Consider the following 22498-nt stretch of genomic DNA (forward strand, 5'->3'; position numbering starts at 1 on the left):
GCCCGTATTATCATTATGTGCCTGAATAACAGACGAAACTCTAATTGACCCGGAATGATAGGTTAAAAAGTGAGCGCAGTTCCATGTTTTTTTGAACTATTTCACGTTCTTTTGCACCAGCGTAACAAAAAACCCCGGGCGCACTTGCAATCCGGGGCTTTTATTCACAACGGCTGAATCTGTCCAGAAATCAGAACGGAATATCGTCGTCAAAATCGTCAACCGGCTCAGGCATGCTGCCCTGGGCCGGCTGACTGTAACCGCCTGATTGCTGGCCCTGGGCCGGTGCATTCTGCTGACCAGCCGGCGCGTTGTAGTTTGACTGCTGCGGACGGCCTGCCGGAGCCCCCTGATTCATACCGCCTTCACCGCCACGGCTGTCCAGCATCTGCATCTGGCCGTTGATGTCCACCACCACTTCGGTAGTGTAACGGTCCTGACCATCCTGCCCCTGCCATTTGCGGGTCTGCAGTTTGCCCTCGATGTAGACCTTGGAGCCTTTACGCAGGTACTGCCCGGCCACTTCAGCCACCTTGCCGAACAGCACGATGCGGTGCCACTCGGTTTTTGGCACCAGCTGGCCGGTCTGACGATCCTTGTAGCTCTCATCTGTTGCCAGATTCAGGTTCACCACCGCATTGCCGTTCGGGGTGTAGCGTGTATCCGGGTCCTGGCCCAGATTGCCAATAAGAATGACCTTGTTTACGCCTCGTGCCATCGTTAACTCCTGACTGTGTTTTCAAGGGAAGCCGCACTCCCTGCGACCTTCCGGATTTCATTAACCGTTACCCTGCCGGACAAATGCCAGGTCCGCAAGTAACCCTTCATCAAATTTCTGCCGGTCTACCTTGAGGTAGGCGGTTGCGGCATCTTCAACGATAACCACGTCCTGAACGCCGGGCAGGCGGCGCAGGCGCTCATCGATATCATCGTAGGTCTGGCTGACTGCCTGCCGTAACTGTACCACGAAACTGGTGGTGTAACCCGGCGCCGGCATGGTCAATGCCACCAGCAACCAGCCCGCCAGAACTGCCACCATCAACCACACCACGCCTTCCAGTCCGGCCACTTCCAGCAGGACGCCGCCCAGTGCACCTCCGAGAAACGCCCCCAGGAACTGGGAGGTGGAATACACTCCCATAGCCGTCCCCTTGCTCGCCGCCGGCGCCTCTTTGCTGATCAGGGACGGCAAGCTGGCTTCCAGCAGGTTGAACGCCATAAAGAAGAAGAACAACACAGCCCAGGCCCTGACCAGACTCCCCCCCACCCCGGCCAGACCGGCAGTCGCCAGCGTCAGCAGGGCGATGGCACCACAGAGTACCGGCTTCATCTTGCGCTTCTTCTCGCCGATGATGATAAACGGCACCATGGCAAAGAAAGAGGTAACCATGACCGTCAGGTAAAACCACCAGTGTGAACTGGCCGCCAGGCCCAGGCGTTCCTCAAGTACCGACGGGAACACCAGGAACAGCGCGGTCAGTACCAGATGCAGCGCAAAGATACCGAAGTCCAGCCGTACCAGACGACCGTCCTTGAGCACGCGGCCGAGCATGTCTTTAGCCGGATGGGTATCAGCACTGATCTTGTGCTGGTGCGGCGTCGGCACCACCCGGTTCACAATCGCCAGGGCGATCACAGCCAGAACCGCAGTCGCGTAGAAAATGCCCTGGAGCCCCCAGACGGAGCCCAGCAAAGGCCCCAGCACCAGGGACACCGAAAACGACAACCCGATGGAAATGCCCACGGTGGCCATCGCTTTGGTGCGCTCTTCTTCCCGGGTCAGGTCGCTGAGCAACGCCATCAGCACACTGGCGATAGCGCCGGCGCCCTGAAGAATCCGACCGGCAATTACAACGTATATGGATTCGGTTGCTGCGGCGAGCAAACTGCCGGCGGCAAACAGGATCAGCCCCAGGTAGATCATCTTCTTCCGGCCGACCCGGTCGGACAGAAGCCCGAAAGGGATCTGCAGCAGGGCCTGACTCAGGCCGTAGGCGCCGATGGCAAAACCGAGTAACGCGGGCGTGGCGCCCCGGAGGTCGTCACCGAGCAGCATGAACACCGGCATGACCATGAACAGCCCCAGCATTCGCATGGCATAGACCGATGCCAGGGCTGCTACGGAGCGTTTTTCCAGCGCGTTCATCGCGGTGTTCACCTCAGCCGGGGTTGAAAGCAGATAACCGGGAGGCCACATACCCCCCGCAGGCGGCGCATTGTATCAGAACGGACCGGACCGAGGGACTCCCGGAACCGTCTCGGTCAATACCGGTTTCACCGGCCTTCCGGTAACGCGGTATAATTCTCGCTTTTCCCAGATTGAGAGGTGGTATGGACCATATCCAGATCAAGGGTGCACGCACCCACAACCTGAAGAACATCGACCTGGATATGCCAAGGGACAAGCTGATCGTAATCACAGGCCTGTCCGGCTCCGGTAAATCGTCGCTGGCTTTCGACACCCTCTATGCCGAAGGGCAGCGGCGATACGTGGAGTCCCTCTCCACCTATGCCCGGCAATTCCTGTCCATGATGGAAAAGCCCGATGTGGACCACATCGAAGGCCTGTCACCGGCGATTTCCATCGAGCAGAAATCCACCTCTCACAACCCCCGGTCAACGGTGGGCACCATCACCGAGATCTACGATTACCTGCGGTTGCTGTTTGCGCGTGCCGGTGAGCCTCGCTGCCCGGATCACGGCCAGCCACTGGAAGCCCAGACCGTCAGCCAGATGGTGGACCAGGTCCTGGCCATGCCCGAGGGCAGCAAACTGATGATCCTGGCACCGGTCATCCGCGACCGCAAAGGCGAGCACCTCCACGTGATCGACAACATGCGCAGCCAGGGTTTTATCCGGCTGCGGGTCGACGGCACCGTCTACGATATCGACGACGTGCCCGCTCTGGACAAGAAGCGCAAGCACCAGATTGACGTGGTGGTTGACCGTTTCAAGGTCAAGGAAGGTCTGGAACAGCGCCTGGCCGAGAGCTTCGAAACCGCCCTGGAACTGGCTGACGGCATCGCTCTGGTTGCGCCGATGACCGGCGAGGGTGAGGAGCACACCTTTTCTGCACGCTATGCCTGCACCCAGTGCGGCTACTCCCTCAGTGAACTGGAACCCCGGTTGTTTTCCTTCAACAATCCCGCCGGCGCCTGCCCGACCTGTGACGGCCTGGGTGTGAAGCAGTTCTTCGATCCGGAAAAGGTCATCCAGCACCCGGAAGCAACCCTGGCCGAAGGTGCAATCAAGGGCTGGGATCGACGTGCCGTGTATTATTTCCAGATGCTGTCAAGCGTAGCCGAGCACTACGGCATGGACCTGGAAACCCCCTGGGTCGACCTGCCCGAGTCTTTTCAGCAGGCCCTGCTCTATGGCTCCGGCACCGAGGAAATTCCGTTCCGTTACGTGAACTCCCGCGGCCACATCATGCAAAAGGCCCACCCGTTCGAGGGCATACTGCCCAATCTGGAACGCCGGTACCGGGAAACCGACTCCCAAAGCATGCGCGAAGAGCTCGCCCGGAATCTGAGCACCCAGCCCTGCAAGGATTGTGGCGGATCTCGTCTGCGTCGCAGTGCCCGGCACGTATTCATCGAGGAACGGAACCTGCCCGAGGTAACCCACCTGCCGGTGGGTGAGGCACACAACTATTTCGAACAGCTGGCCCTGCCCGGCCGAAAAGGTGAGATTGCAGAAAAGATTCTCAAGGAAGTGCGGGAACGGCTGCAGTTTCTGGTGAACGTAGGGCTGGAATACCTGACCCTTGAGCGCAGTGCCGACACCCTCTCCGGCGGCGAGGCCCAGCGCATCCGCCTGGCCAGCCAGATCGGCGCGGGACTCGTGGGGGTCATGTACATCCTGGACGAGCCATCCATCGGCCTGCACCAACGGGATAATGACCGCCTGCTGGCAACCCTGACCCATCTGCGGGACCTGGGTAACACGGTGATCGTGGTCGAACACGATGAAGACGCCATCCGGGCTGCTGATTATGTCATCGACATCGGCCCCGGCGCCGGGGTCCACGGAGGCCACGTCGTCGCCCAGGGCCGGCCCGAAGACATCATTGCCAATGAAAACTCCCTGACCGGTCAGTACCTCAGTGGCCAGAAGGAAATTGCCGTACCAACGAAACGGAACCAGGGCTCCGGTAAGCAGCTGACCCTCACCGGGGCGACCGGCAACAATCTGCGGGATGTGACCCTGAACCTCCCCCTGGGAGTGATGACCTGCATTACCGGGGTCTCCGGCTCCGGCAAATCCACCCTGATCAACAGTACTTTGTATCCGGTGGCAGCTGCCAAGCTGAACAAGGCCACGAGCCTCAACCACTCGCCCTACAGGAAGCTCAAGGGCCTGGACCAGCTGGACAAGGTGATCGACATTGACCAGAGTCCGATTGGCCGCACACCCCGCTCCAACCCGGCGACCTATACCGGGCTGTTCACACCGATCCGTGAGCTGTTTGCAGGCACCCAGGAAGCGCGCTCGCGCGGCTACAAGCCCGGCCGGTTCTCCTTCAACGTCAAGGGTGGACGCTGCGAGGCCTGCCAGGGTGATGGCGTGATCAAAGTGGAGATGCACTTCCTCCCCGACATTTATGTGCCCTGCGACGTATGCAAAGGCAAGCGCTACAACCGGGAAACCCTGGAGGTTCGTTACAAGGGCAAGAACATCCACGAGGTGCTGGAGATGACCGTGGAGGAAGGCCGCGAGTTCTTCGATGCGGTTCCGTTCCTGGCGCGCAAGCTACAGACCCTGATTGACGTTGGCCTGTCCTACATCCGGCTCGGCCAAAGCGCCGTTACTCTATCCGGGGGCGAAGCGCAGCGGGTGAAGCTGGCCAAGGAGCTGTCCAAGCGCGACACGGGCAAGACCCTGTATATCCTGGATGAACCAACCACCGGCCTGCATTTCTATGACATCCAGCAGCTGCTCAACGTGTTGCAGCGCCTGCGGGATCACGGCAACACCATCGTGGTGATCGAGCATAACCTGGACGTTATCAAGACCGCGGACTGGATTGTCGACCTGGGGCCCGAGGGGGGCTCCGGTGGCGGGCAGATCATTGCCGAGGGTACGCCCGAGGAAGTCGCCGAGAATCCGGTGTCGCATACCGGGCGCTACCTGAAACCGATGCTGGCGAAGAGCTGAGGTGAAGATGGGGGTCAGATGAAAGCGTTCATCTGCCCCCTTTTTTATACCTGGATGTTCCGGGGCCAGGGCGTTAACCCGGGGTCTGAAGAAAGTTTTCTTCTGACCCCACTTTCATCCAGGCACAAAAAAGCCGGAAGCGTTTCCACTCCCGGCTTTTTCTGAACCACTCCGAAGATCTTACTCTTCGTCGTCGTCCACTTCTTCCGCTTCGATATCCAGCGGGCGACCCACCAGCTCGACGAATGCCATCGGGGCATTGTCACCGGCACGGAAGCCACACTTCAGGATACGAAGGTATCCACCCGGACGGTCGCTGTAGCGCGGGCCCAGCTCGTCAAACAGCTTGGCTACCGCTGCATCGCTGCGCAGGCGAGAAAACGCCAGGCGACGGTTTGCAACCGAATCATTCTTGGAGAGCGTGATCAAAGGCTCGGCTACCCGACGAAGCTCTTTGGCTTTCGGCAGCGTTGTTTTGATCAGCTCGTGTTCAACCAGTGACGCAGTCATGTTACGGAACATGGCCTTGCGATGCGCACTGGTCCTGCTGAACTTACGACCACTCTTACGATGACGCATTGCTCTGATTCCTTACCTTAAACTAATCGGCGATTAACCGCCCAGAACCCGGTCGTCGCCACGAAGGCTTGCCGGCGGCCAGTTATCAAGACGCATGCCCAGAGACAAACCACGGGACGCCAGGACGTCCTTGATCTCGGTCAGCGACTTCTTGCCAAGGTTAGGCGTCTTCAGCAGCTCAACTTCGGTGCGCTGAATCAGATCGCCGATATAGTAAATGTTCTCAGCCTTCAAGCAGTTAGCTGAACGCACTGTCAATTCCAGATCATCTACCGGACGCAGCAGAATCGGATCGATTTCTTCCTCTTCCTCTACGCGCTCCGGCTCCTTCTCGTGATCGAAATCAACGAACACCGCCAGTTGCTGCTGGAGGATGGTCGCCGCCCGGCGAATTGCTTCTTCCGGATCGATGGTGCCATTGGTCTCCAGATCAATTACCAGCTTGTCCAGATCAGTCCGCTGCTCAACCCGTGCACTTTCAACGGCATAGGCCACGCGACGAACCGGGCTGAAGGTTGCATCCAGCTGCAGGCGTCCGATGGCGCGAGTTTCGTCCTCGTCAAGACCACGCTGGTCGGCTGGCTCATAGCCACGACCGCGGGCAACACGCAGACGCATGTTCAACTCACCGTTTTCACTCAGGTGACAGATCACATGGTCCGGGTTGGCGATCTCGACATCGTGATCCAGCTTGATGTCACCGGCTGTGACAACGCCCGGGCCTTTCTTGCTGAGGGTCAGCTCAGCTTCGTCCCGACCGTTCATTTTCACGGCGACGCCCTTGAGATTCAGCAGAATCTCGATGACGTCCTCCTGGACACCCTCAATGGCGCTGTACTCGTGCAGGACACCGTCGATCTGCGCTTCAGTAATGGCGCAGCCCGGCATCGAAGACAAGAGAATACGGCGCAGTGCGCTACCCAGGGTATGACCGAAGCCCCTCTCCAGAGGCTCCAGGGTCACCTTGGCACGCGTGGCGCTGGATTCTTTCACGTCAATGGTACGAGGTGTCAATAACTCATGTACTGAACGCTGCATAGACGCCCCTATCTGCTATCGTTGCTTACTGGGCTTTACTTGGAGTAAAGCTCGACGATGAGGTTCTCGTTGATGTCGGCCGGCAGTTCAGTACGCTCAGGTACTGACTTGTAAACGCCGGACATCTTGTTGGCGTCAACCTCTACCCAGCTTACCGGTGCACGGCTGGCAGCCAGATCCAGTGCGCCTTTGACACGCAGCTGGTTCTTGGCCTTCTCGCGCACGCTCACAACGTCACCCGGCTTGACCTGATAGGACGGGATGTTAACCGCCTTGTCGTTGACCAGGATCGCCTTGTGAGAGACGAGCTGACGGGCTTCTGCACGGGTAGAACCAAAGCCCATGCGGTATACAACGTTATCCAGGCGCCCTTCCAGAAGCTGCAGCAGGTTTTCACCCGTTGCACCTTTGATACGGGCAGCCTCTTTGTAGTAGTTGCGGAACTGCTTCTCCAGTACGCCGTAGATACGACGGACCTTCTGTTTTTCTCGAAGCTGTACGCCGTACTCGGACAGACGACCGCGACGCGCGCCGTGCATACCCGGCGGAGTCTCGATGTTGCACTTGGAATCGAGCGCGCGAACGCCGCTCTTCAGAAAAAGATCTGTCCCTTCACGACGAGACAGCTTGCACTTCGGGCCTATATAACGAGCCATATTTCACTGTCTCCTGTGTTAGACGCGGCGCTTCTTGGGCGGACGGCAGCCGTTATGGGGAATCGGCGTCACATCAGTGATGTTGGTGATCTTGTAGCCGCACGCATTCAGCGCACGAACTGCAGATTCACGTCCGGGCCCAGGACCCTTAACCTCTACGTCCAGGTTTTTAAGGCCGTATTCAGCAGCCGCATTACCGGCTCTTTCAGCTGCTACCTGCGCAGCAAAAGGTGTACTCTTACGTGAGCCGCGGAAGCCGGAACCACCGGAGGTGGCCCAGGACAGGACGTTGCCCTGACGGTCCGAAATGGTCACGATAGTGTTGTTGAAGGACGCGTGTACGTGCGCGACGCCATCAACAACCGTCTTTTTCACCTTTTTACGGGTACGTGTACCTGGCTTTGCCATGTTTGCCTACCTGTTACTTGCGAATAGGTTTGCGAGGACCTTTACGGGTGCGGGCGTTGGTCTTGGTGCGCTGGCCACGGACCGGAAGGCCATGACGGTGGCGCAGACCACGGAAGCAACCGAGATCCTTCAAACGCTTGATGTTCATCTGTACTTCACGACGCAGATCACCTTCGACGACAAACTTGCCCACTTCTGAACGAAGGGATTCAAGTTGCTCGTCGCTAAGGTCCTTGACCTTTACGTCCGGCTTGACACCGGTTGCGTCGCAAAGCTTCTGGGCTGTTGTCTTGCCAACACCGAAGATGTAGGTCAGCGAGATAACAGCATGTTTGTTATCGGGTATATTGACACCGGCTATACGTGCCATCCAAATTACTCCGCGTTCAAAGCTTTGCTGTGTGAATTTTCCGCCACAAAAAGGGCGCGAAATAATAGCGCCTGACCCGCTTCCGAGTCAAGCGCCATCATTCCGAACCCCTTTTGCAATGTCAGGAATGTTCCCGGAGGAATCAGCCCTGGCGCTGCTTGTGACGAGGCTCCGTGCAGATGACTCGAACTGAGCCATTGCGACGAATTACTTTGCAGTTACGGCAAATTTTCTTTACCGAAGCGCGTACTTTCATTGTCGACTCCAGTTTTCAAGGGGAACGGTATTACCCGTTCCGTCCATAGCCCTTGAGATTGGACTTCTTCATCAGCGATTCATACTGATGGGACATCAGGTGCGACTGTACCTGCGCCATGAAATCCATCACCACGACTACTACAATCAGCAGTGAGGTACCGCCCAGATAGAAGGGTACATTCCCTGCCACCATCAGGAACTGAGGGAACAGGGACACTGCCGCAATGTACATTGCGCCGAACAACGTCAGGCGTGTCAGCACACCGTCAATATATTTGGCGGTCTGCTCGCCCGGACGGATGCCCGGAATAAACGCTCCTGAGCGCTTGAGGTTATCCGCGACTTCTTTCGGGTTGTACATCAGCGCTGTGTAGAAGAAGCAGAAGAATACCACTGCTGCCGCGAACAGAATAATGTACAGAGGCTGACTCGGTGCCAGAGCCTGGGAAACGTCGCTCAACCACTCCATACCTTCACCCTGGCCAAACCACTGCCCGATAGAAGCCGGGAACAGCAGGATGGAAGAGGCGAAAATCGGCGGAATTACACCCGCCATGTTCACCTTCAGCGGCAAATGACTGGACTGCTGGGCAAACACCCGCCGCCCTTGCTGCCGCTTGGCGTAGTTGATGGTCAAACGACGCTGACCACGCTCCATGAACACCACAAAACCGATAACGGCTATAGCCAGGATACCGATCCCGAGCACCACAAGCAGGCTCATTTCGCCGTTACGGGCCTGTTCAAGCGTCTGGCCAATCGCGCCGGGCAACCCGGCAACGATACCAGCGAAGATCAGCAACGAAATACCGTTACCGACGCCACGCTCGGTGATCTGCTCACCCAGCCACATCATGAACACCGCACCACTGACGAACGAAACCACCGCTACGAAGTGGAAGCTGAAGCTATCGTTAAAGGTGACACCCTGAGATGCCAGCCCCACAGATATACCAGCACCCTGAACCAGGGCCAGGATGACCGTACCGTATCGTGTGTACTGGCTGATCTTGCGACGACCAGCCTCGCCTTCCTTCTTCAGCTGCTCAAGCTGCGGACTGACCGCAGTCATGAGCTGCATGATAATGGAAGCCGAGATGTACGGCATGATGCCGAGTGCGAAGATACTCATGCGCTCAAGCGCACCACCGGAAAACATGTTGAACATACTCAGGATTGTGCCCTGATTCTGCTCAAACAGTGCCGCCAGACGGTCGGGGTTGATACCCGGCACCGGAATATGGGCACCGATCCGGTACACCAGCAATGCCAGGAAGACAAACCAGAGCCGCGAACGCAGCTCCGCCAGTCCTTTACCCGCGCCCGCAGGCAATGATGCTGTCTTGGCCATTTAGTCCTCGACTCGCCTTAGTCCTCGACTTTACCGCCCGCTGCAGCAATTGCCTCGCGTGCGCCTTTGGTGACCCGCAGGCCCTTCACGGTTACCGGACGGCTCAGTTCGCCGGACAGGATAACCTTGGCTTCACGGATCTCTTCACGGATCACGTCAGCTTTCTTCAGGGCTTCCAGATCAACCACATCGCCTTCAACCTTCGCCAGCTCAGTCAGGCGAATCTCGGCAACATAACGCTGCTGACGGGAAGTGAAACCAAACTTCGGCAGACGACGGGCCAGCGGCTGCTGACCGCCCTCGAAACCGGGAGCTACGGTACCACCGGAGCGGGACTTCAGACCCTTGTGACCACGACCACCGGTCTTACCGAGGCCGCTACCGATACCACGACCAACGCGCTTGGCGTCCGGACGTGAACCGGGTTCTGGAGCAAGTTCGTTCAGACGCATCTTAGTTCTCCTCAACCCGTACCAGGTAATTTACCCGGTTGATCATGCCGCGGATGGAAGGAGTATCTTCCAGCTCTACGGTCTGACCGATTTTACGAAGACCCAGGCCCTTCACACACAACTTGTGCTTGGGCTGACAGCTGATAGGGCTGCGGGTCAGTGTAACCTTGATTGTTTTCGCGTTCGCCATGACTTCAACCCAGAATATCTTCCACGGATTTACCGCGCTTGGCTGCAACGTCCTCAGGCGCCTTCATGGCCTGGAGACCCTTGATAGTGGAACGTACCACGTTCACCGGGTTGGTAGACCCGTAACACTTGGACAGTACGTTCTGCACACCCGCGACTTCCAGAACCGCACGCATCGCACCACCGGCGATGATACCGGTACCTTCGGATGCCGGCTGCATGTAGACCTTGGAGCCACCATGCTGAGCCCGGACCGGGTACTGCAGAGTGGTGCCGTCCAGCGCCACATCTACCATGTTCTTTCGTGCAGCTTCCATGGCCTTCTGGATGGCAACCGGAACTTCCCGGGCCTTACCACGGCCGAAGCCAACGCGACCTTTACCATCACCCACTACAGTCAGTGCGGTGAAGGCGAAAATACGGCCACCTTTTACAACCTTGGCGACTCGGTTGACCTGAACCAGCTTCTCCTGGAGCTCAGGCGCCTTCTGTTCGTTAACGCTCATCTTCTCCACCTCTTAGAATTGCAAGCCAGCTTCACGGGCAGCGTCGGCCAGAGCCTGGACGCGACCGTGATAACGGTAACCGGAACGGTCAAACGCAACCTTCTCAACGCCAGCCGCCTTGGCACGCTCAGCGATCAGCTGACCGACCTTCTTGGCAGCATCCACGTTACCGGTTGCGCCCTGGCGCAGTTCCTTATCCAACGTGGAGGCAGAGGCCAGCACCTTGCTGCCGTCTGCAGTAGTGACCTGGGCGTACATGTGACGCGGAGTGCGGTGAACGCACAGACGATCAGTACCCAGTTCACGGATCTTCATGCGCACTTTGCGTGCGCGACGCAATCTTTCGTTATTCGCGCTCATAGTCCCGCCTTATTTCTTCTTGGCTTCTTTGCGTCTGACCTGCTCATCCGCATAACGAACACCCTTGCCCTTATAAGGCTCGGGCGGACGGAACGCGCGGATTTCAGCAGCGACCTGGCCAACCTGTTGCTTGTCGATACCGCGAATCACGACTTCCGTGTTGGACGGAGTCTCGGCGGTAACACCCTCGGGCAGCTCGTACTCGACCGGGTGAGAAAAACCCAGTGTCAGGTTGAGCTTCTTACCCTGCGCCTGGGCACGGTAACCTACACCCGTCAGCGTAAGCCTGCGCTCCCAACCTGTAGAAACGCCGGTGACCATGTTGTTAATCAGAGCACGGGTCGTACCAGCAAGAGCACGGGACTGTTTTGCACCATTGCGGGCTTCAAAGCGCAGAACGTTCTCTTCCTGCTTTACTTCAACCGCCTGGTGAATGGTGAATTGAAGCGCTCCCTTGGAACCCTTCACGTTAATTTCCTGTCCGTTCAGCTTAACCTCAACACCGGAAGGCAGCACGACAGGATTATTGGCAACCCTGGACATGTGTATCTCCTAGAATACGGTGCAGATGACTTCGCCACCCACGCCGGCAGCTCGTGCGGCGCGGTCTGTCATAACGCCCTTGGACGTTGAGACAATCGCGACTCCCAAACCACCGGATACTTTCGGCAGTTCCCCAGCGCCCTTGTACTGGCGCAGACTCGGACGGCTGACCCGCTTGATCTCTTCAATAACCGGCTTACCACCGAAGTACTTCAGAGTAATTGTCAGCTCGGGCTTCGCGTCAGCTGAAACAGAGAAATCTTCAACGTAGCCTTCGTCCTTCAGGACCTGGGCTACGGAGATCTTCATTTTTGAAGACGGCATCGTAACGTCTGCTTTGGATGCCATCTGGGCATTACGGATACGGGTAATCATATCCGCAAGCGTGTCTTGCATACTCATTGGTATGAGGCTCCTGATCTTTTTAGTTGTGCAGCGGCTTGCCGCACCGCTTACCAACAGGCACCTGACCGAAGTCAGGCGGCCTATCTTACCAGCTTGCCTTGGTCAGGCCCGGAACGTCACCACGCATGCCGTATTCACGGAGCTTGATCCGTGACAATTCGAACTTGCGCAGAACGCCGTGGGGACGACCAGTCACCTGGCAACGATTACGAAGACGCGAAGGAGAAGCATCACGAGGAAGCTGTTGAAGCTTCATCTGTGCGTCCCAACGCTCGTCGTCGCTGGTATTCGGGTTCTTGATAATCGCCTTGAGCTCCGCACGCTTGGCTGCGTATTTTGCAACCGTCTTTTCGCGCTTGAGCTCACGCTGTTTCATGGAAACCTTAGCCATGTCTCTCGTTCCTTATTTCTTGAACGGAAAGCCGAAGGCTTTCAGCAGTTCGCGACCTTCGTCGTCGGTACCGGCAGTAGTGGTGATGGTGATGTCCAGACCACGGATCTTGTCGACCTTGTCGTACTCGATCTCGGGGAAAATGATCTGCTCACGCACACCCATGCTGTAGTTACCGCGCCCGTCGAAGGACTTGGGGTTCAGACCGCGGAAGTCACGAATGCGGGGAACCGCAATGTGAACCAGACGATCAAAGAATTCCCACATGCGCTCGCCGCGCAGGGTAACCTTGCAGCCGATAGGCCAGCCTTCACGGATTTTGAAACCCGCGACGGACTTACGTGCCTTGGTGACAACCGCCTTTTGGCCTGCCAGGCGCTCAAGATCCGCCACGGCATTCTCAATCAGCTTCTTGTCACCAACCGCTTCGCCGACACCCATGTTCAGGGTGATCTTTTCGATACGCGGCACCTGCATCACGTTCTTGTAGCCGAACTCTTTCTGCAGGGCGGGTACCACTTCCTGACTGTATTGCTCTTTACTGTTTAGCATCGTAACCACCACCGCTTACTGGTTATCGACAGCTTCGTTCGTGGACTTGAAGATCCGCACTTTGCTGCCGTCTTCCTTCACCTGAAAGCCGACACGATCGGCTTTGCCGGTCTGCGGATTAAAGATAGCCACGTTGGAAACCTGGATAGGTGCTTCTTTCTCGACGATGCCACCCGGGGTGCCCAGCATCGGGTTCGGCTTGGTGTGCTTCTTCATCATGTTGATGCCAGAAACAAGCACTCGGCCATCGTCCTGAACCTTCAGGACTTTACCACGTTTGCCTTTGTCTTTGCCCGTGGTGACGATTACTTCGTCATCTCGTTTGATCTTTTTCATAACCGGCCTCTGGTCCTTTAAAGTACTTCGGGTGCCAGTGAGATAATTTTCATGAACTTCTCATTACGCAGTTCACGGGTAACCGGTCCGAAGATACGGGTACCAATCGGTGCGTCCTGATTGTTCAGAAGTACCGCCGCGTTACCGTCAAAGCGGATCAGGGATCCGTCCGGACGACGAACACCCTTGCGGGTGCGCACGACCACAGCTTTCAGGACCTGGCCTTTCTTCACCTTACCGCGGGGGATGGCTTCCTTGACGGTCACCTTGATGATATCCCCCACGCTGGCATAACGCCGATGTGAACCGCCCAGGACCTTGATGCACTGAACCTGGCGTGCACCACTGTTGTCCGCGACTTCAAGCATTGTTTGAGTCTGAATCATGGTTGTTCTCCGGGCGAATTACACCTTGGATGCACGTTCGGTAACTTCCACCAGAGCCCAGCTCTTGGTCTTGGAGACCGGACGGGTTTCCTGGATCGTTACAGTGTCACCGATGTTGCACTGATTACTCTCATCGTGAGCGTGAATCTTGGTAGAGCGCTTCATGTACTTACCGTACAGCGGATGCTTCACCTGACGCTCGACCAGAACCACGATGGACTTGTCCATCTTGTTGCTCACGACCTTCCCGCTCAGAGTTCTGGCAGTTTGGGTAGCTTCGGTCATGTCACTGTCCTGCCTTTTCGTTCAATACTGTTTTCACGCGAGCGATGTCGCGCTTCACCTTGCCGAGAAGGTGAGACTGATTCAGCTGACCTGTCGCCTTGCGCATGCGCAGGTTGAACTGCTCCTTCAGGAGGTCGATCAGCTCTTTGTTCAGCTCCTCGACTGACTTTTCACGCAGCTCTGTTGCTTTCATCACATCACCGTCCTCGTTACAAAGGTGGTCTGTACCGGCAGTTTGGCCGCTGCGAGTGTGAAGGCTTCGCGTGCTACGTCTTCAGCAACACCTTCCATCTCGTAGAGCATGCGGCCTGGCTGGATTTCAGCCACCCAATACTCGACAGAACCCTTACCTTTACCCATTCGAACTTCAAGCGGTTTGCTGGAGATCGGCTTGTCCGGGAACACCCGGATCCAGATCTTCCCGCCCCGCTTGATGCGACGAGTCATGGTACGACGCGCTGCCTCAATCTGGCGCGCAGTTATACGCCCACGGCTGGTCGCCTTCAATCCGTATTCACCGAAGCTCACCTTGTTGGCGCGGTGCGCAAGACCGGTGTTACGGCCTTTCATTACCTTGCGGAATTTGGTGCGTTTTGGTTGCAGCATAAGAGTGCCCCTTTACTTAGAACCTTTCTTCCCAGAGGCTTTCTTGTCAGCACGGACCTGCTCCATACCACCAAGAATCTCACCTTTGAAGATCCATACCTTGACGCCGATTACGCCGTAGGTGGTATGCGCTTCGTAGGTTGCGTAATCAATGTCTGCACGCAGTGTGTGCAGAGGTACACGACCTTCGCGATACCACTCGGAACGTGCGATTTCAGCACCCCCAAGACGACCGCCTACCTGGATCTTGATACCCTTGGCGCCCTGACGCATGGCGTTCTGTACCGCGCGCTTCATGGCGCGACGGAACATCACACGACGCTCGAGCTGACCGGCAACGTTCTGCGCTACCAGGCGGGCATCCAGGTCCGGCTTGCGGACTTCCTCGATGTTGATGTGCACAGGCACACCCATCATGTCGCTTACTTCGCGACGCAGACGGTCAACATCTTCACCCTTCTTGCCGATAACAATACCGGGACGGGCTGTATGGATCGTGATCCGGGCGTTCTGAGCCGGGCGCTCGATCACAATCTTGCTGACAGACGCCTTAACCAGACGCTTGTCCAGGAACTCACGAACCTGAATATCATTCAGCAGGTTCCTGGAGTATTCCTTCTTGTCGGCATACCAGACTGAGTTGTGCTCTTTGATCACACCCAGGCGAATGCCGGTTGGATTTACTTTATGACCCATCTGAGCATCTCCTACTTGTCGGCGACCTTGACGGTGATATGACAGGTGCGCTTGAAAATACGGTCAGCGCGCCCCTTGGCTCGAGCTTTGATTCGCTTGAGCGTCGGGCCCTCATCCACCATCACGGTGGAAACCCGCAGATCATCTACGTCCAGACCTTCGTTATGCTCAGCGTTGGCAATGGCGGATTCAAGAGCTTTCTTGATCACAACCGCTGCCTTCTTCGGGCTGAAAGTCAGAATGTTCAGGGCGTCCTCAACAGCCTTGCCGCGTACCTGGTCAGCGACAAGACGCGCTTTTTGAGCTGAGAGGCGAGCGCCCTTGTACTTGGCTGCTACTTCCATTTCTATTACCTCAGAATCAGCGTTTAGCTTTCTTGTCGGCCGCATGACCACGATAAGTACGCGTTGCCGCGAACTCACCCAGCTTATGCCCCACCATATCTTCGGTGACATAAACCGGCACGTGCTGCTTGCCGTTGTGGACTGCAATGGTCAGGCCTACCATCTCCGGAAAGACTGTTGACCGGCGGGACCAGGTTTTAATGGGCCGCTTGTCGTTAGCTTCCAGAGCTGCCTCGACCTTCTTCAACAGATGCAGGTCTATAAAAGGACCTTTCTTCAAAGAACGTGGCACAGCAAATTACCTCTATGTAGTCGTTTACTTGGCCGAACGACGACGTACTATCATCTTGTCAGTACGCTTGTTCTTACGAGTCTTATGCCCTTTGGTCGGAACACCCCACGGAGTAACCGGGTGACGTCCGCCAGAGGTACGCCCTTCACCACCACCATGCGGGTGGTCAACTGGGTTCATAGCAACACCACGTACTGTTGGCCGTTTGCCGCGCCAACGTGATGCACCCGCTTTACCAAGTTGCTTGAGGCTGTGCTCGCTGTTGGATACTTCACCCAGCGTGGCACGGCAATCTACAAGCACCTTTCGCATTTCACCTGAACGCAGGCGGATGGTGGCATATGCACCTTCCCGAGCAACCAGCTGTACGGATGCGCCCGCGGAGCGAGCCAGCTGGGCACCTTTGCCAGGCTTGAGTTCGACGCAATGGATCACGGAACCGACCGGAATGTTCCGGAGCGGCAGAGTGGAACCCACCTTGATCGGCGCGTCGATACCGGAGCGCACCGGATCACCGATCTGCATACCCTTGGGAGCGATGATGTAGCGACGCTCGCCATCGGCGTACTTCAGCAGTGCAATGTGCGCAGAGCGGTTCGGATCGTATTCCAGGCGCTCAATGACCGCCGGGATACCATCTTTGGTCCGCTTGAAATCGATAACACGGTAGTGCTTCTTGTGACCACCACCAATGTGACGGGTGGTGATGCGACCGAAATGGTTACGACCACCCGATTTGCTCAGAGTTTCTACCAACGGCTCGTAGGGGCGCCCCTTGTGCAGATCCGGGTTGTAAAGCTTTACAACGTGGCGGCGTCCGGCAGATGTTGGTTTGGTTTTGACGATCGGCATATTACGACCCCTTTACCTTATTCCACATCCAGAAAATCGATGTCCTGACCTTCTGCCAGCTTTACGTAAGCCTTACGAATGTCATTACGCTTGCCGAATCCGCGGATAGTGCGCTTGAGCTTACCCTTGCGGTTCAGAACCTGAACACCTTCTACGGTGACGTTGAACAGTTGCTCAACGGCTTTCTTGATCTCCGGCTTGGTTGCGTCAGGCGCTACACGAAACACAACCTGACCTCGCTCTGCCGCCAGAGACGCTTTCTCTGATACGTGAGGTCCGAGCAGGACCTTGTAAATACGTTCCTGATTCATCCCAGCATCTCCTCGATCTTCTTCAGAGCGGGAACAGTCACCACGACTTTCTCGAAGGCAACCAGGCTGACCGGATCCAGGCCTGCGACATCGCGAACATCCACGTGGGGAATGTTGCGGGAGGCCAGATGCAGGTTCTGCTCGACGTTGTCGGACAGGATCAGCGCGTTGGATACACCGATGTCCTTCAGCTTGGCATTGAAGGCCTTGGTCTTCGGGCTTTCGACGTTCATGTCGTCAACCACCACCAGACGCTCCTGACGCACCAGCTCCGAGAAAATGGAGCGCATGGCCGCACGGTACATCTTGCGGTTGACCTTCTGCTCAAAGTCGCGGGGCTTGGCGGCAAAAGTCACACCGCCAGAGCGCCAGATCGGGCTACGAATGGTACCCGCGCGGGCACGACCGGTGCCCTTCTGACGCCAGGGCTTCTTGCCACCGCCACTGACTTCGGAACGTGTCTTCTGAGCCTTGGTACCCTGACGACCCGCTGCCATGTAGGCAGTGACCACCTGGTGAACCAGGGACTCGTTGAAATCTTTGGCGAACGTAGCGTCGGAAACAGAGATTCCCTTGCCGCTACCAGTAATTGTCAATTCCATCGCACCGCTCCTCAGGCTTTGACTGCAGGCTTGATGACAACGTCGCCGCCAGTTGCGCCGGGGACGGCACCACTTACCAGCAGCAGGTTGCGCTCGGCGTCGACACGGACGATCTTCAGGTTCTGCACGGTGACCTGTGCGTTACCCATCTGGCCCGCCATCTTCTTGCCCTTGAACACCTTGCCCGGGGTCTGGTTCTGACCAATGGAACCCGGTGCACGGTGAGACAGGGAGTTACCGTGAGTAGCGTCTTGCATGGAGAAGTTCCAGCGCTTAACACCACCCTGGAAGCCCTTACCCTTGGACTGACCGGTGGCGTCAACCATCTGGCCATCTTCAAAGACAGAGGCAGAAATCTCGCCGCCAGCGGCCAGATCTTCACCTTCACCATCTGCCAGACGGAATTCCCACACGCCACGACCGGCTTCGACGCCCGCCTTGGCGAAGTGACCTGCTTCCGCCTTGGTTACACGAGAGGAACGACGGCTGCCTACAGTTACCTGAACGGCACGATAACCATCGCTTTCTAGAGTTTTCAGCTGGGTAATGCGGTTGGGCTCAACCTCGATTACCGTTACGGGCAGCGCCTGCCCATCTTCCGTAAAAATACGGGTCATACCGGCCTTGCGACCGACAACACCAATTGCCATGTTTCACCTCTTAAGTGTACGGGGCTCGCACCCTCTATGGCCTTATGACAGTTACACAGACTAATACCGGGCGGTATTAGCCGAGGCTGATCTGAACGTCTACACCTGCTGCCAGGTCCAGTTTCATCAGAGCATCCACTGTCTTCTCCGTCGGCTCAACGATGTCGAGCAGACGCTTATGCGTACGAATTTCATACTGATCGCGCGCGTCCTTGTTGACGTGCGGAGAGATCAATACTGTGTACTTTTCCTTCCGCGTCGGCAGAGGAATCGGGCCACGCACCTGAGCGCCGGTCCGCTTGGCGGTATCGACGATCTCCTGCGTGGACTGGTCGATCAGGCGATAATCAAACGCCTTCAACCGAATTCGAATTTTTTGGCTTTGCATGATGCACCAAACTCCACTCGTAGCAGCTACTGTTTAGCCGACCTTCAAAAAAAGGAGCCGCATTGTATGCATAATACCCAACCCTGTCAACAGCTATGCTGTATGACCAGGTCGGGCAGACTTTGCGACTGAAACAGAAAAAGGGGCTGATCATTCAGCCCCTTTTTCAGGATCAAACGAGCAGATTACTCGATGATCTTGGAGACCACGCCGGCACCAACGGTACGGCCACCTTCGCGAATCGCGAAGCGCAGACCATCTTCCATGGCGATCGGAGCGATCAGGGTAACACTCATCTTCACGTTGTCACCCGGCATAACCATTTCCACGCCTTCCGGCAGTTCACAGGAACCGGTTACGTCGGTGGTACGGAAGTAGAACTGCGGACGGTAGCCCTTGAAGAACGGAGTATGACGGCCGCCTTCTTCTTTGGACAGTACGTACACTTCGCACTCGAACTTGGTGTGCGGAGTGATGGAGCCCGGAACCGCCAGTACCTGACCACGCTCAACGTCGTCACGCTTGGTACCACGCAGCAGAACACCAACGTTCTCACCAGCACGACCTTCGTCCAGCAGCTTGCGGAACATCTCAACACCGGTACAAGTGGTCTTGACGGTATCCTTGATACCAACAATTTCCACTTCGTCACCAACCTTGATGATGCCACGCTCAACACGACCGGTTACCACGGTACCACGACCGGAGATAGAGAATACGTCCTCGATCGGCATCAGGAACGGCTGATCAATCGCACGCTCCGGCTCCGGGATGTACTCGTCCAGGGCTTCTACCAGCTTCTTCACAGCGGTAGTACCCATCTCGTTGTCGTCTTTACCTTCCAGCGCCATCAGCGCGGAACCGGTTACGATCGGAGTGTCGTCGCCCGGGAAGTCGTACTGGCTCAGCAGATCGCGAACTTCCATCTCGACCAGCTCCAGCAGCTCCTCGTCATCGACCATGTCCGCCTTGTTCAGGAACACAACGATGTAAGGAACGCCAACCTGACGGGACAGCAGGATGTGCTCGCGAGTCTGCGGCATGGGGCCGTCAGCTGCGGAACAGACCAGGATCGCGCCGTCCATCTGGGCAGCACCGGTGATCATGTTCTTCACATAGTCAGCGTGGCCCGGGCAGTCTACGTGCGCGTAGTGACGGGTCGGAGAATCGTACTCAACGTGAGAGGTCGCGATAGTGATACCACGGGCCTTCTCTTCCGGCGCGTTATCGATCTGGTCAAACGCGCTGGCTGAACCTGTACCCCACACTTCGTGACATACACGAGTCAGAGCAGCGGTCAGAGTGGTCTTACCATGGTCAACGTGACCAATAGTACCCACGTTTACGTGCGGTTTACTACGCTCAAATTTTTCTTTAGACACGGTTACACCTCTTCCTGTTACTTAAGTCCTGGGATCAACCCTTTTTAATGATCGCTTCGGCAATGTTCGAAGGAGCTTCCATGTAGCGGGAGAACTCCATCGCATAAGACGCCCGGCCCTGTGTTGCAGAACGCAGGTCGGTGGCGTAACCGAACATCTCCGACAACGGAACTTCAGCACGGATGATCTTGCCCGACGGGCCTTCTTCCATGCCCTGCACGAGGCCGCGACGACGGTTCAGATCGCCAACCACGTCACCCATGTATTCTTCAGGGGTAACTACCTCTACCTTCATGACCGGCTCAAGAAGGGCAGGATTCGCTTCGAGGGCGCCTTTCTTCATCGCCATGGAACCGGCGATCTTGAAGGCCATCTCGTTGGAGTCAACGTCGTGGTAGGAACCATCGTACAGGACAGCCTTGATACCCAGCAGCGGATAGCCGGCCAGACAGCCGTTCTGCATCTGCTCTTCGATACCTTGCTGAACTGCAGGGATGTATTCCTTCGGAACCACACCACCAACGATCTCGTTCACGAAGATAAAGTTTTCGCCATCCTCGTCATCCAGAGGCAGCGGCTCCAGCTTCACCTTGACGTGACCGTACTGACCGCGACCACCAGACTGACGTACAAACTTGCCTTCGACGTCCACCGGCTTGCGGATGCACTCACGGTAGGCCACCTGCGGCTTACCAATGTTCGCTTCCACCTTGAACTCACGCTTCATACGGTCAACGATGATGTCCAGGTGAAGCTCACCCATACCGGAGATGATGGTCTGACCGGATTCTTCGTCGGTGCGAACGCGGAAAGAGGGATCTTCCTGGGCCAGCTTGCCCAGAGCAACACCCATCTTCTCCTGGTCGGCCTTGGACTTCGGCTCCACCGCAACGGAGATTACCGGCTCCGGGAATTCCATGCGCTCGAGAATGATCTTGTGGTTCTCGTCACACAGGGTGTCACCGGTGGTCACACTCTTGAGGCCGATGGCTGCGGCAATATCACCCGCCAGAACCTCTTTGATTTCCTGACGTTCTTTAGAGTGCATCTGAACCATACGGCCGACGCGCTCTTTCTTGCCCTTCACGGAGTTGTATACGGCATTGCCGGATTCCAGCTTGCCCGAGTAAACCCGGAAGAAGGTCAGGGTGCCAACGAACGGGTCAGTGGCAATCTTGAACGCCAGCGCCGCGAACGGAGCGTCGTCGTCAACCGGACGGGTCTCTTCGGTGCCTTCGTCATCAACTTCACCACGGATGGCCTTGACTTCGTCCGGCGCAGGCAGAAACTCGATAACAGAGTCCAGAACCGCCTGAACACCCTTGTTCTTGAACGCAGAACCACAGGTGGCAACAACGATTTCGTTGGCCAGGGTACGCAGGCGCAGCCCTTTCTTGATCTCGTCAATGGACAGCTCACCTTCTTCAAGGTACTTCTCCATCAACTCTTCGTTGGCCTCTGCAGCGGCTTCAACCATCTGCTCGCGGTACATGGCGACTTCGTCTTCCATTTCCGCAGGAACATCTTTCTGCTCGTAGGTCGCACCAGAGTCAGCTTCGTTCCAGTAGATGGCCTTGTTGCGGATCAGATCCACAATACCGGCAAACTCGTCCTCAGCGCCGATCGGCAGCTGAATGGGAACGCAGTTCGCGCCCAGACGGCTCTTGATCTGATCAACAACACGCAGGAAGTTGGCACCGGCACGGTCCATCTTGTTGACGAACACCATGCGGGGAACTTCATACTTGTTGGCCTGGCGCCATACGGTCTCGGACTGAGGCTCAACACCGGAGGAACCACAGAACACGACCACAGCACCGTCGAGTACACGCAGGGAACGCTCTACCTCGATAGTGAAGTCAACGTGCCCCGGGGTGTCGATGATGTTGATCCGGTGCTCAGGGTACTGCTTGTCCATGCCCTGCCAGAAAGTAGTGGTCGCAGCAGAGGTAATGGTGATACCACGCTCCTGCTCCTGCTCCATCCAGTCCATGGTAGCGGCGCCATCATGAACTTCACCGATCTTGTGGGAAATACCTGTGTAGAACAGGACCCTCTCGGTGGTAGTGGTTTTGCCCGCATCAACGTGCGCACAAATACCAATGTTTCTGTATCGCTTGATCGGAGTCTTGCGTGCCACGATATAAACCTCG

At 56.8% G+C, this 22498-nt stretch carries 33 protein-coding genes; 1 reads left to right on the forward strand and 32 read right to left on the reverse strand.

The window, feature by feature from the left end; genetic code table 11:
- Positions 1–190 precede the first annotated feature (190 nt).
- Both ssb and ACQUTG_RS16615 read right to left on the reverse strand, forming a co-directional pair.
- Positions 191–718: a single-stranded DNA-binding protein gene (gene ssb, locus ACQUTG_RS16610; RefSeq protein ID WP_428920476.1), complete on the reverse strand. Its 528-nt coding sequence runs from the start codon at positions 716–718 to the stop codon at positions 191–193.
- A 60-nt stretch (positions 719–778) separates the two neighbouring features.
- Positions 779–2146: an MFS transporter gene (locus tag ACQUTG_RS16615; RefSeq protein ID WP_428920477.1), complete on the reverse strand. Its 1368-nt coding sequence runs from the start codon at positions 2144–2146 to the stop codon at positions 779–781.
- Positions 2147–2331: 185 nt separating this feature from the next.
- Here ACQUTG_RS16615 and uvrA point away from each other — a divergent pair, with 185 nt between their 5' ends.
- Entirely contained in the window at positions 2332–5157 is a 2826-nt protein-coding gene (gene uvrA / locus ACQUTG_RS16620; protein WP_428920478.1) for an excinuclease ABC subunit UvrA, read from the forward strand.
- Between the two features lie 180 nt (positions 5158–5337).
- Here the strand turns inward: uvrA and rplQ are convergent, their stop codons facing one another.
- The 30 genes from rplQ to fusA form a co-directional block, all read right to left on the reverse strand.
- Positions 5338–5736 carry a 50S ribosomal protein L17 gene (gene rplQ, locus ACQUTG_RS16625; RefSeq protein WP_113864160.1) on the reverse strand — a complete coding sequence of 133 codons (399 nt, stop codon included), beginning with the start codon at positions 5734–5736 and terminating at the stop codon, positions 5338–5340.
- Positions 5737–5769: 33 nt separating this feature from the next.
- The gene (locus ACQUTG_RS16630) at positions 5770–6774 is read right to left on the reverse strand and encodes a DNA-directed RNA polymerase subunit alpha (protein WP_092005462.1); all 1005 of its coding nucleotides are present in this window, start codon (positions 6772–6774) and stop codon (positions 5770–5772) included.
- A 35-nt stretch (positions 6775–6809) separates the two neighbouring features.
- Positions 6810–7430 carry a 30S ribosomal protein S4 gene (gene rpsD / locus ACQUTG_RS16635; RefSeq protein ID WP_092005459.1) on the reverse strand — a complete coding sequence of 207 codons (621 nt, stop codon included), beginning with the start codon at positions 7428–7430 and terminating at the stop codon, positions 6810–6812.
- An 18-nt stretch (positions 7431–7448) separates the two neighbouring features.
- On the reverse strand, positions 7449–7838 hold the full coding sequence (rpsK, locus tag ACQUTG_RS16640; protein WP_091706120.1) for a 30S ribosomal protein S11: 390 nt from the start codon (positions 7836–7838) through the stop codon (positions 7449–7451).
- A 13-nt stretch (positions 7839–7851) separates the two neighbouring features.
- Complete coding sequence (gene rpsM, locus ACQUTG_RS16645; RefSeq protein ID WP_410330506.1) at positions 7852–8208, reverse strand: 30S ribosomal protein S13; 357 nt, start codon at positions 8206–8208, stop codon at positions 7852–7854.
- A gap of 142 nt (positions 8209–8350) precedes the next feature.
- Positions 8351–8464: a 50S ribosomal protein L36 gene (gene rpmJ, locus ACQUTG_RS16650; RefSeq protein WP_004580765.1), complete on the reverse strand. Its 114-nt coding sequence runs from the start codon at positions 8462–8464 to the stop codon at positions 8351–8353.
- A gap of 30 nt (positions 8465–8494) precedes the next feature.
- On the reverse strand, positions 8495–9817 hold the full coding sequence (gene secY / locus ACQUTG_RS16655) for a preprotein translocase subunit SecY (protein ID WP_428920479.1): 1323 nt from the start codon (positions 9815–9817) through the stop codon (positions 8495–8497).
- Positions 9818–9834: 17 nt separating this feature from the next.
- The gene (gene rplO / locus ACQUTG_RS16660; protein ID WP_428920480.1) at positions 9835–10269 is read right to left on the reverse strand and encodes a 50S ribosomal protein L15; all 435 of its coding nucleotides are present in this window, start codon (positions 10267–10269) and stop codon (positions 9835–9837) included.
- 1 nt (position 10270) lies between these two features.
- Positions 10271–10459, reverse strand: a complete 189-nt coding sequence (rpmD, locus tag ACQUTG_RS16665) for a 50S ribosomal protein L30 (RefSeq protein ID WP_008940687.1) — start codon at positions 10457–10459, stop codon at positions 10271–10273.
- Between the two features lie 4 nt (positions 10460–10463).
- Complete coding sequence (rpsE, locus tag ACQUTG_RS16670) at positions 10464–10964, reverse strand: 30S ribosomal protein S5 (protein ID WP_023010932.1); 501 nt, start codon at positions 10962–10964, stop codon at positions 10464–10466.
- 12 nt (positions 10965–10976) lie between these two features.
- A complete protein-coding gene (gene rplR, locus ACQUTG_RS16675) occupies positions 10977–11324 on the reverse strand; it encodes a 50S ribosomal protein L18 (protein ID WP_113864163.1) in 348 nt (115 codons plus the stop codon).
- 9 nt (positions 11325–11333) lie between these two features.
- Positions 11334–11867: a 50S ribosomal protein L6 gene (gene rplF / locus ACQUTG_RS16680; protein ID WP_092005442.1), complete on the reverse strand. Its 534-nt coding sequence runs from the start codon at positions 11865–11867 to the stop codon at positions 11334–11336.
- A gap of 9 nt (positions 11868–11876) precedes the next feature.
- Positions 11877–12269 carry a 30S ribosomal protein S8 gene (gene rpsH, locus ACQUTG_RS16685; protein WP_428920481.1) on the reverse strand — a complete coding sequence of 131 codons (393 nt, stop codon included), beginning with the start codon at positions 12267–12269 and terminating at the stop codon, positions 11877–11879.
- 88 nt (positions 12270–12357) lie between these two features.
- Positions 12358–12663, reverse strand: a complete 306-nt coding sequence (gene rpsN / locus ACQUTG_RS16690) for a 30S ribosomal protein S14 (RefSeq protein WP_092005436.1) — start codon at positions 12661–12663, stop codon at positions 12358–12360.
- 12 nt (positions 12664–12675) lie between these two features.
- Positions 12676–13215, reverse strand: a complete 540-nt coding sequence (gene rplE, locus ACQUTG_RS16695; protein ID WP_113864164.1) for a 50S ribosomal protein L5 — start codon at positions 13213–13215, stop codon at positions 12676–12678.
- 15 nt (positions 13216–13230) lie between these two features.
- Complete coding sequence (rplX, locus tag ACQUTG_RS16700; protein WP_092005430.1) at positions 13231–13551, reverse strand: 50S ribosomal protein L24; 321 nt, start codon at positions 13549–13551, stop codon at positions 13231–13233.
- 17 nt (positions 13552–13568) lie between these two features.
- Positions 13569–13937, reverse strand: a complete 369-nt coding sequence (gene rplN, locus ACQUTG_RS16705) for a 50S ribosomal protein L14 (protein WP_008940679.1) — start codon at positions 13935–13937, stop codon at positions 13569–13571.
- Between the two features lie 18 nt (positions 13938–13955).
- Positions 13956–14222: a 30S ribosomal protein S17 gene (gene rpsQ, locus ACQUTG_RS16710; RefSeq protein ID WP_092005427.1), complete on the reverse strand. Its 267-nt coding sequence runs from the start codon at positions 14220–14222 to the stop codon at positions 13956–13958.
- Between the two features lies 1 nt (position 14223).
- A complete protein-coding gene (gene rpmC / locus ACQUTG_RS16715) occupies positions 14224–14415 on the reverse strand; it encodes a 50S ribosomal protein L29 (protein WP_008174877.1) in 192 nt (63 codons plus the stop codon).
- On the reverse strand, positions 14415–14828 hold the full coding sequence (rplP, locus tag ACQUTG_RS16720) for a 50S ribosomal protein L16 (protein WP_008940676.1): 414 nt from the start codon (positions 14826–14828) through the stop codon (positions 14415–14417). The genes rpmC and rplP overlap by 1 nt, the downstream gene beginning before the upstream one ends.
- A 12-nt stretch (positions 14829–14840) precedes the next feature.
- On the reverse strand, positions 14841–15524 hold the full coding sequence (gene rpsC / locus ACQUTG_RS16725; protein WP_064230338.1) for a 30S ribosomal protein S3: 684 nt from the start codon (positions 15522–15524) through the stop codon (positions 14841–14843).
- An 11-nt stretch (positions 15525–15535) separates the two neighbouring features.
- The gene (gene rplV, locus ACQUTG_RS16730; protein WP_008940674.1) at positions 15536–15868 is read right to left on the reverse strand and encodes a 50S ribosomal protein L22; all 333 of its coding nucleotides are present in this window, start codon (positions 15866–15868) and stop codon (positions 15536–15538) included.
- 16 nt (positions 15869–15884) lie between these two features.
- Positions 15885–16160 (reverse strand): 30S ribosomal protein S19, encoded by a 276-nt coding sequence (gene rpsS / locus ACQUTG_RS16735; RefSeq protein WP_007154011.1) that lies wholly within the window; start codon positions 16158–16160, stop codon positions 15885–15887.
- A 24-nt stretch (positions 16161–16184) separates the two neighbouring features.
- Positions 16185–17012, reverse strand: coding sequence for a 50S ribosomal protein L2 (gene rplB, locus ACQUTG_RS16740; RefSeq protein ID WP_428920482.1), 828 nt, complete (start codon positions 17010–17012; stop codon positions 16185–16187).
- Between the two features lie 17 nt (positions 17013–17029).
- Positions 17030–17323: a 50S ribosomal protein L23 gene (gene rplW, locus ACQUTG_RS16745; RefSeq protein ID WP_008174862.1), complete on the reverse strand. Its 294-nt coding sequence runs from the start codon at positions 17321–17323 to the stop codon at positions 17030–17032.
- On the reverse strand, positions 17320–17925 hold the full coding sequence (gene rplD / locus ACQUTG_RS16750) for a 50S ribosomal protein L4 (RefSeq protein ID WP_092005415.1): 606 nt from the start codon (positions 17923–17925) through the stop codon (positions 17320–17322). Before rplD ends, rplW begins: the two co-directional genes overlap by 4 nt.
- Positions 17926–17936: 11 nt before the next feature.
- Positions 17937–18575, reverse strand: a complete 639-nt coding sequence (rplC, locus tag ACQUTG_RS16755; RefSeq protein ID WP_428920483.1) for a 50S ribosomal protein L3 — start codon at positions 18573–18575, stop codon at positions 17937–17939.
- A gap of 76 nt (positions 18576–18651) precedes the next feature.
- Positions 18652–18963, reverse strand: coding sequence for a 30S ribosomal protein S10 (gene rpsJ / locus ACQUTG_RS16760; RefSeq protein ID WP_004580743.1), 312 nt, complete (start codon positions 18961–18963; stop codon positions 18652–18654).
- A gap of 185 nt (positions 18964–19148) precedes the next feature.
- Positions 19149–20345, reverse strand: coding sequence for an elongation factor Tu (gene tuf / locus ACQUTG_RS16765; RefSeq protein WP_428920484.1), 1197 nt, complete (start codon positions 20343–20345; stop codon positions 19149–19151).
- Positions 20346–20379: 34 nt separating this feature from the next.
- Positions 20380–22485 carry an elongation factor G gene (gene fusA, locus ACQUTG_RS16770; protein ID WP_428920485.1) on the reverse strand — a complete coding sequence of 702 codons (2106 nt, stop codon included), beginning with the start codon at positions 22483–22485 and terminating at the stop codon, positions 20380–20382.
- Positions 22486–22498 lie beyond the last annotated feature (13 nt).

The sequence above is a fragment of the Marinobacter sp. DUT-1 genome (assembly GCF_050379415.1).
Lineage (GTDB): Bacteria > Pseudomonadota > Gammaproteobacteria > Pseudomonadales > Oleiphilaceae > Marinobacter.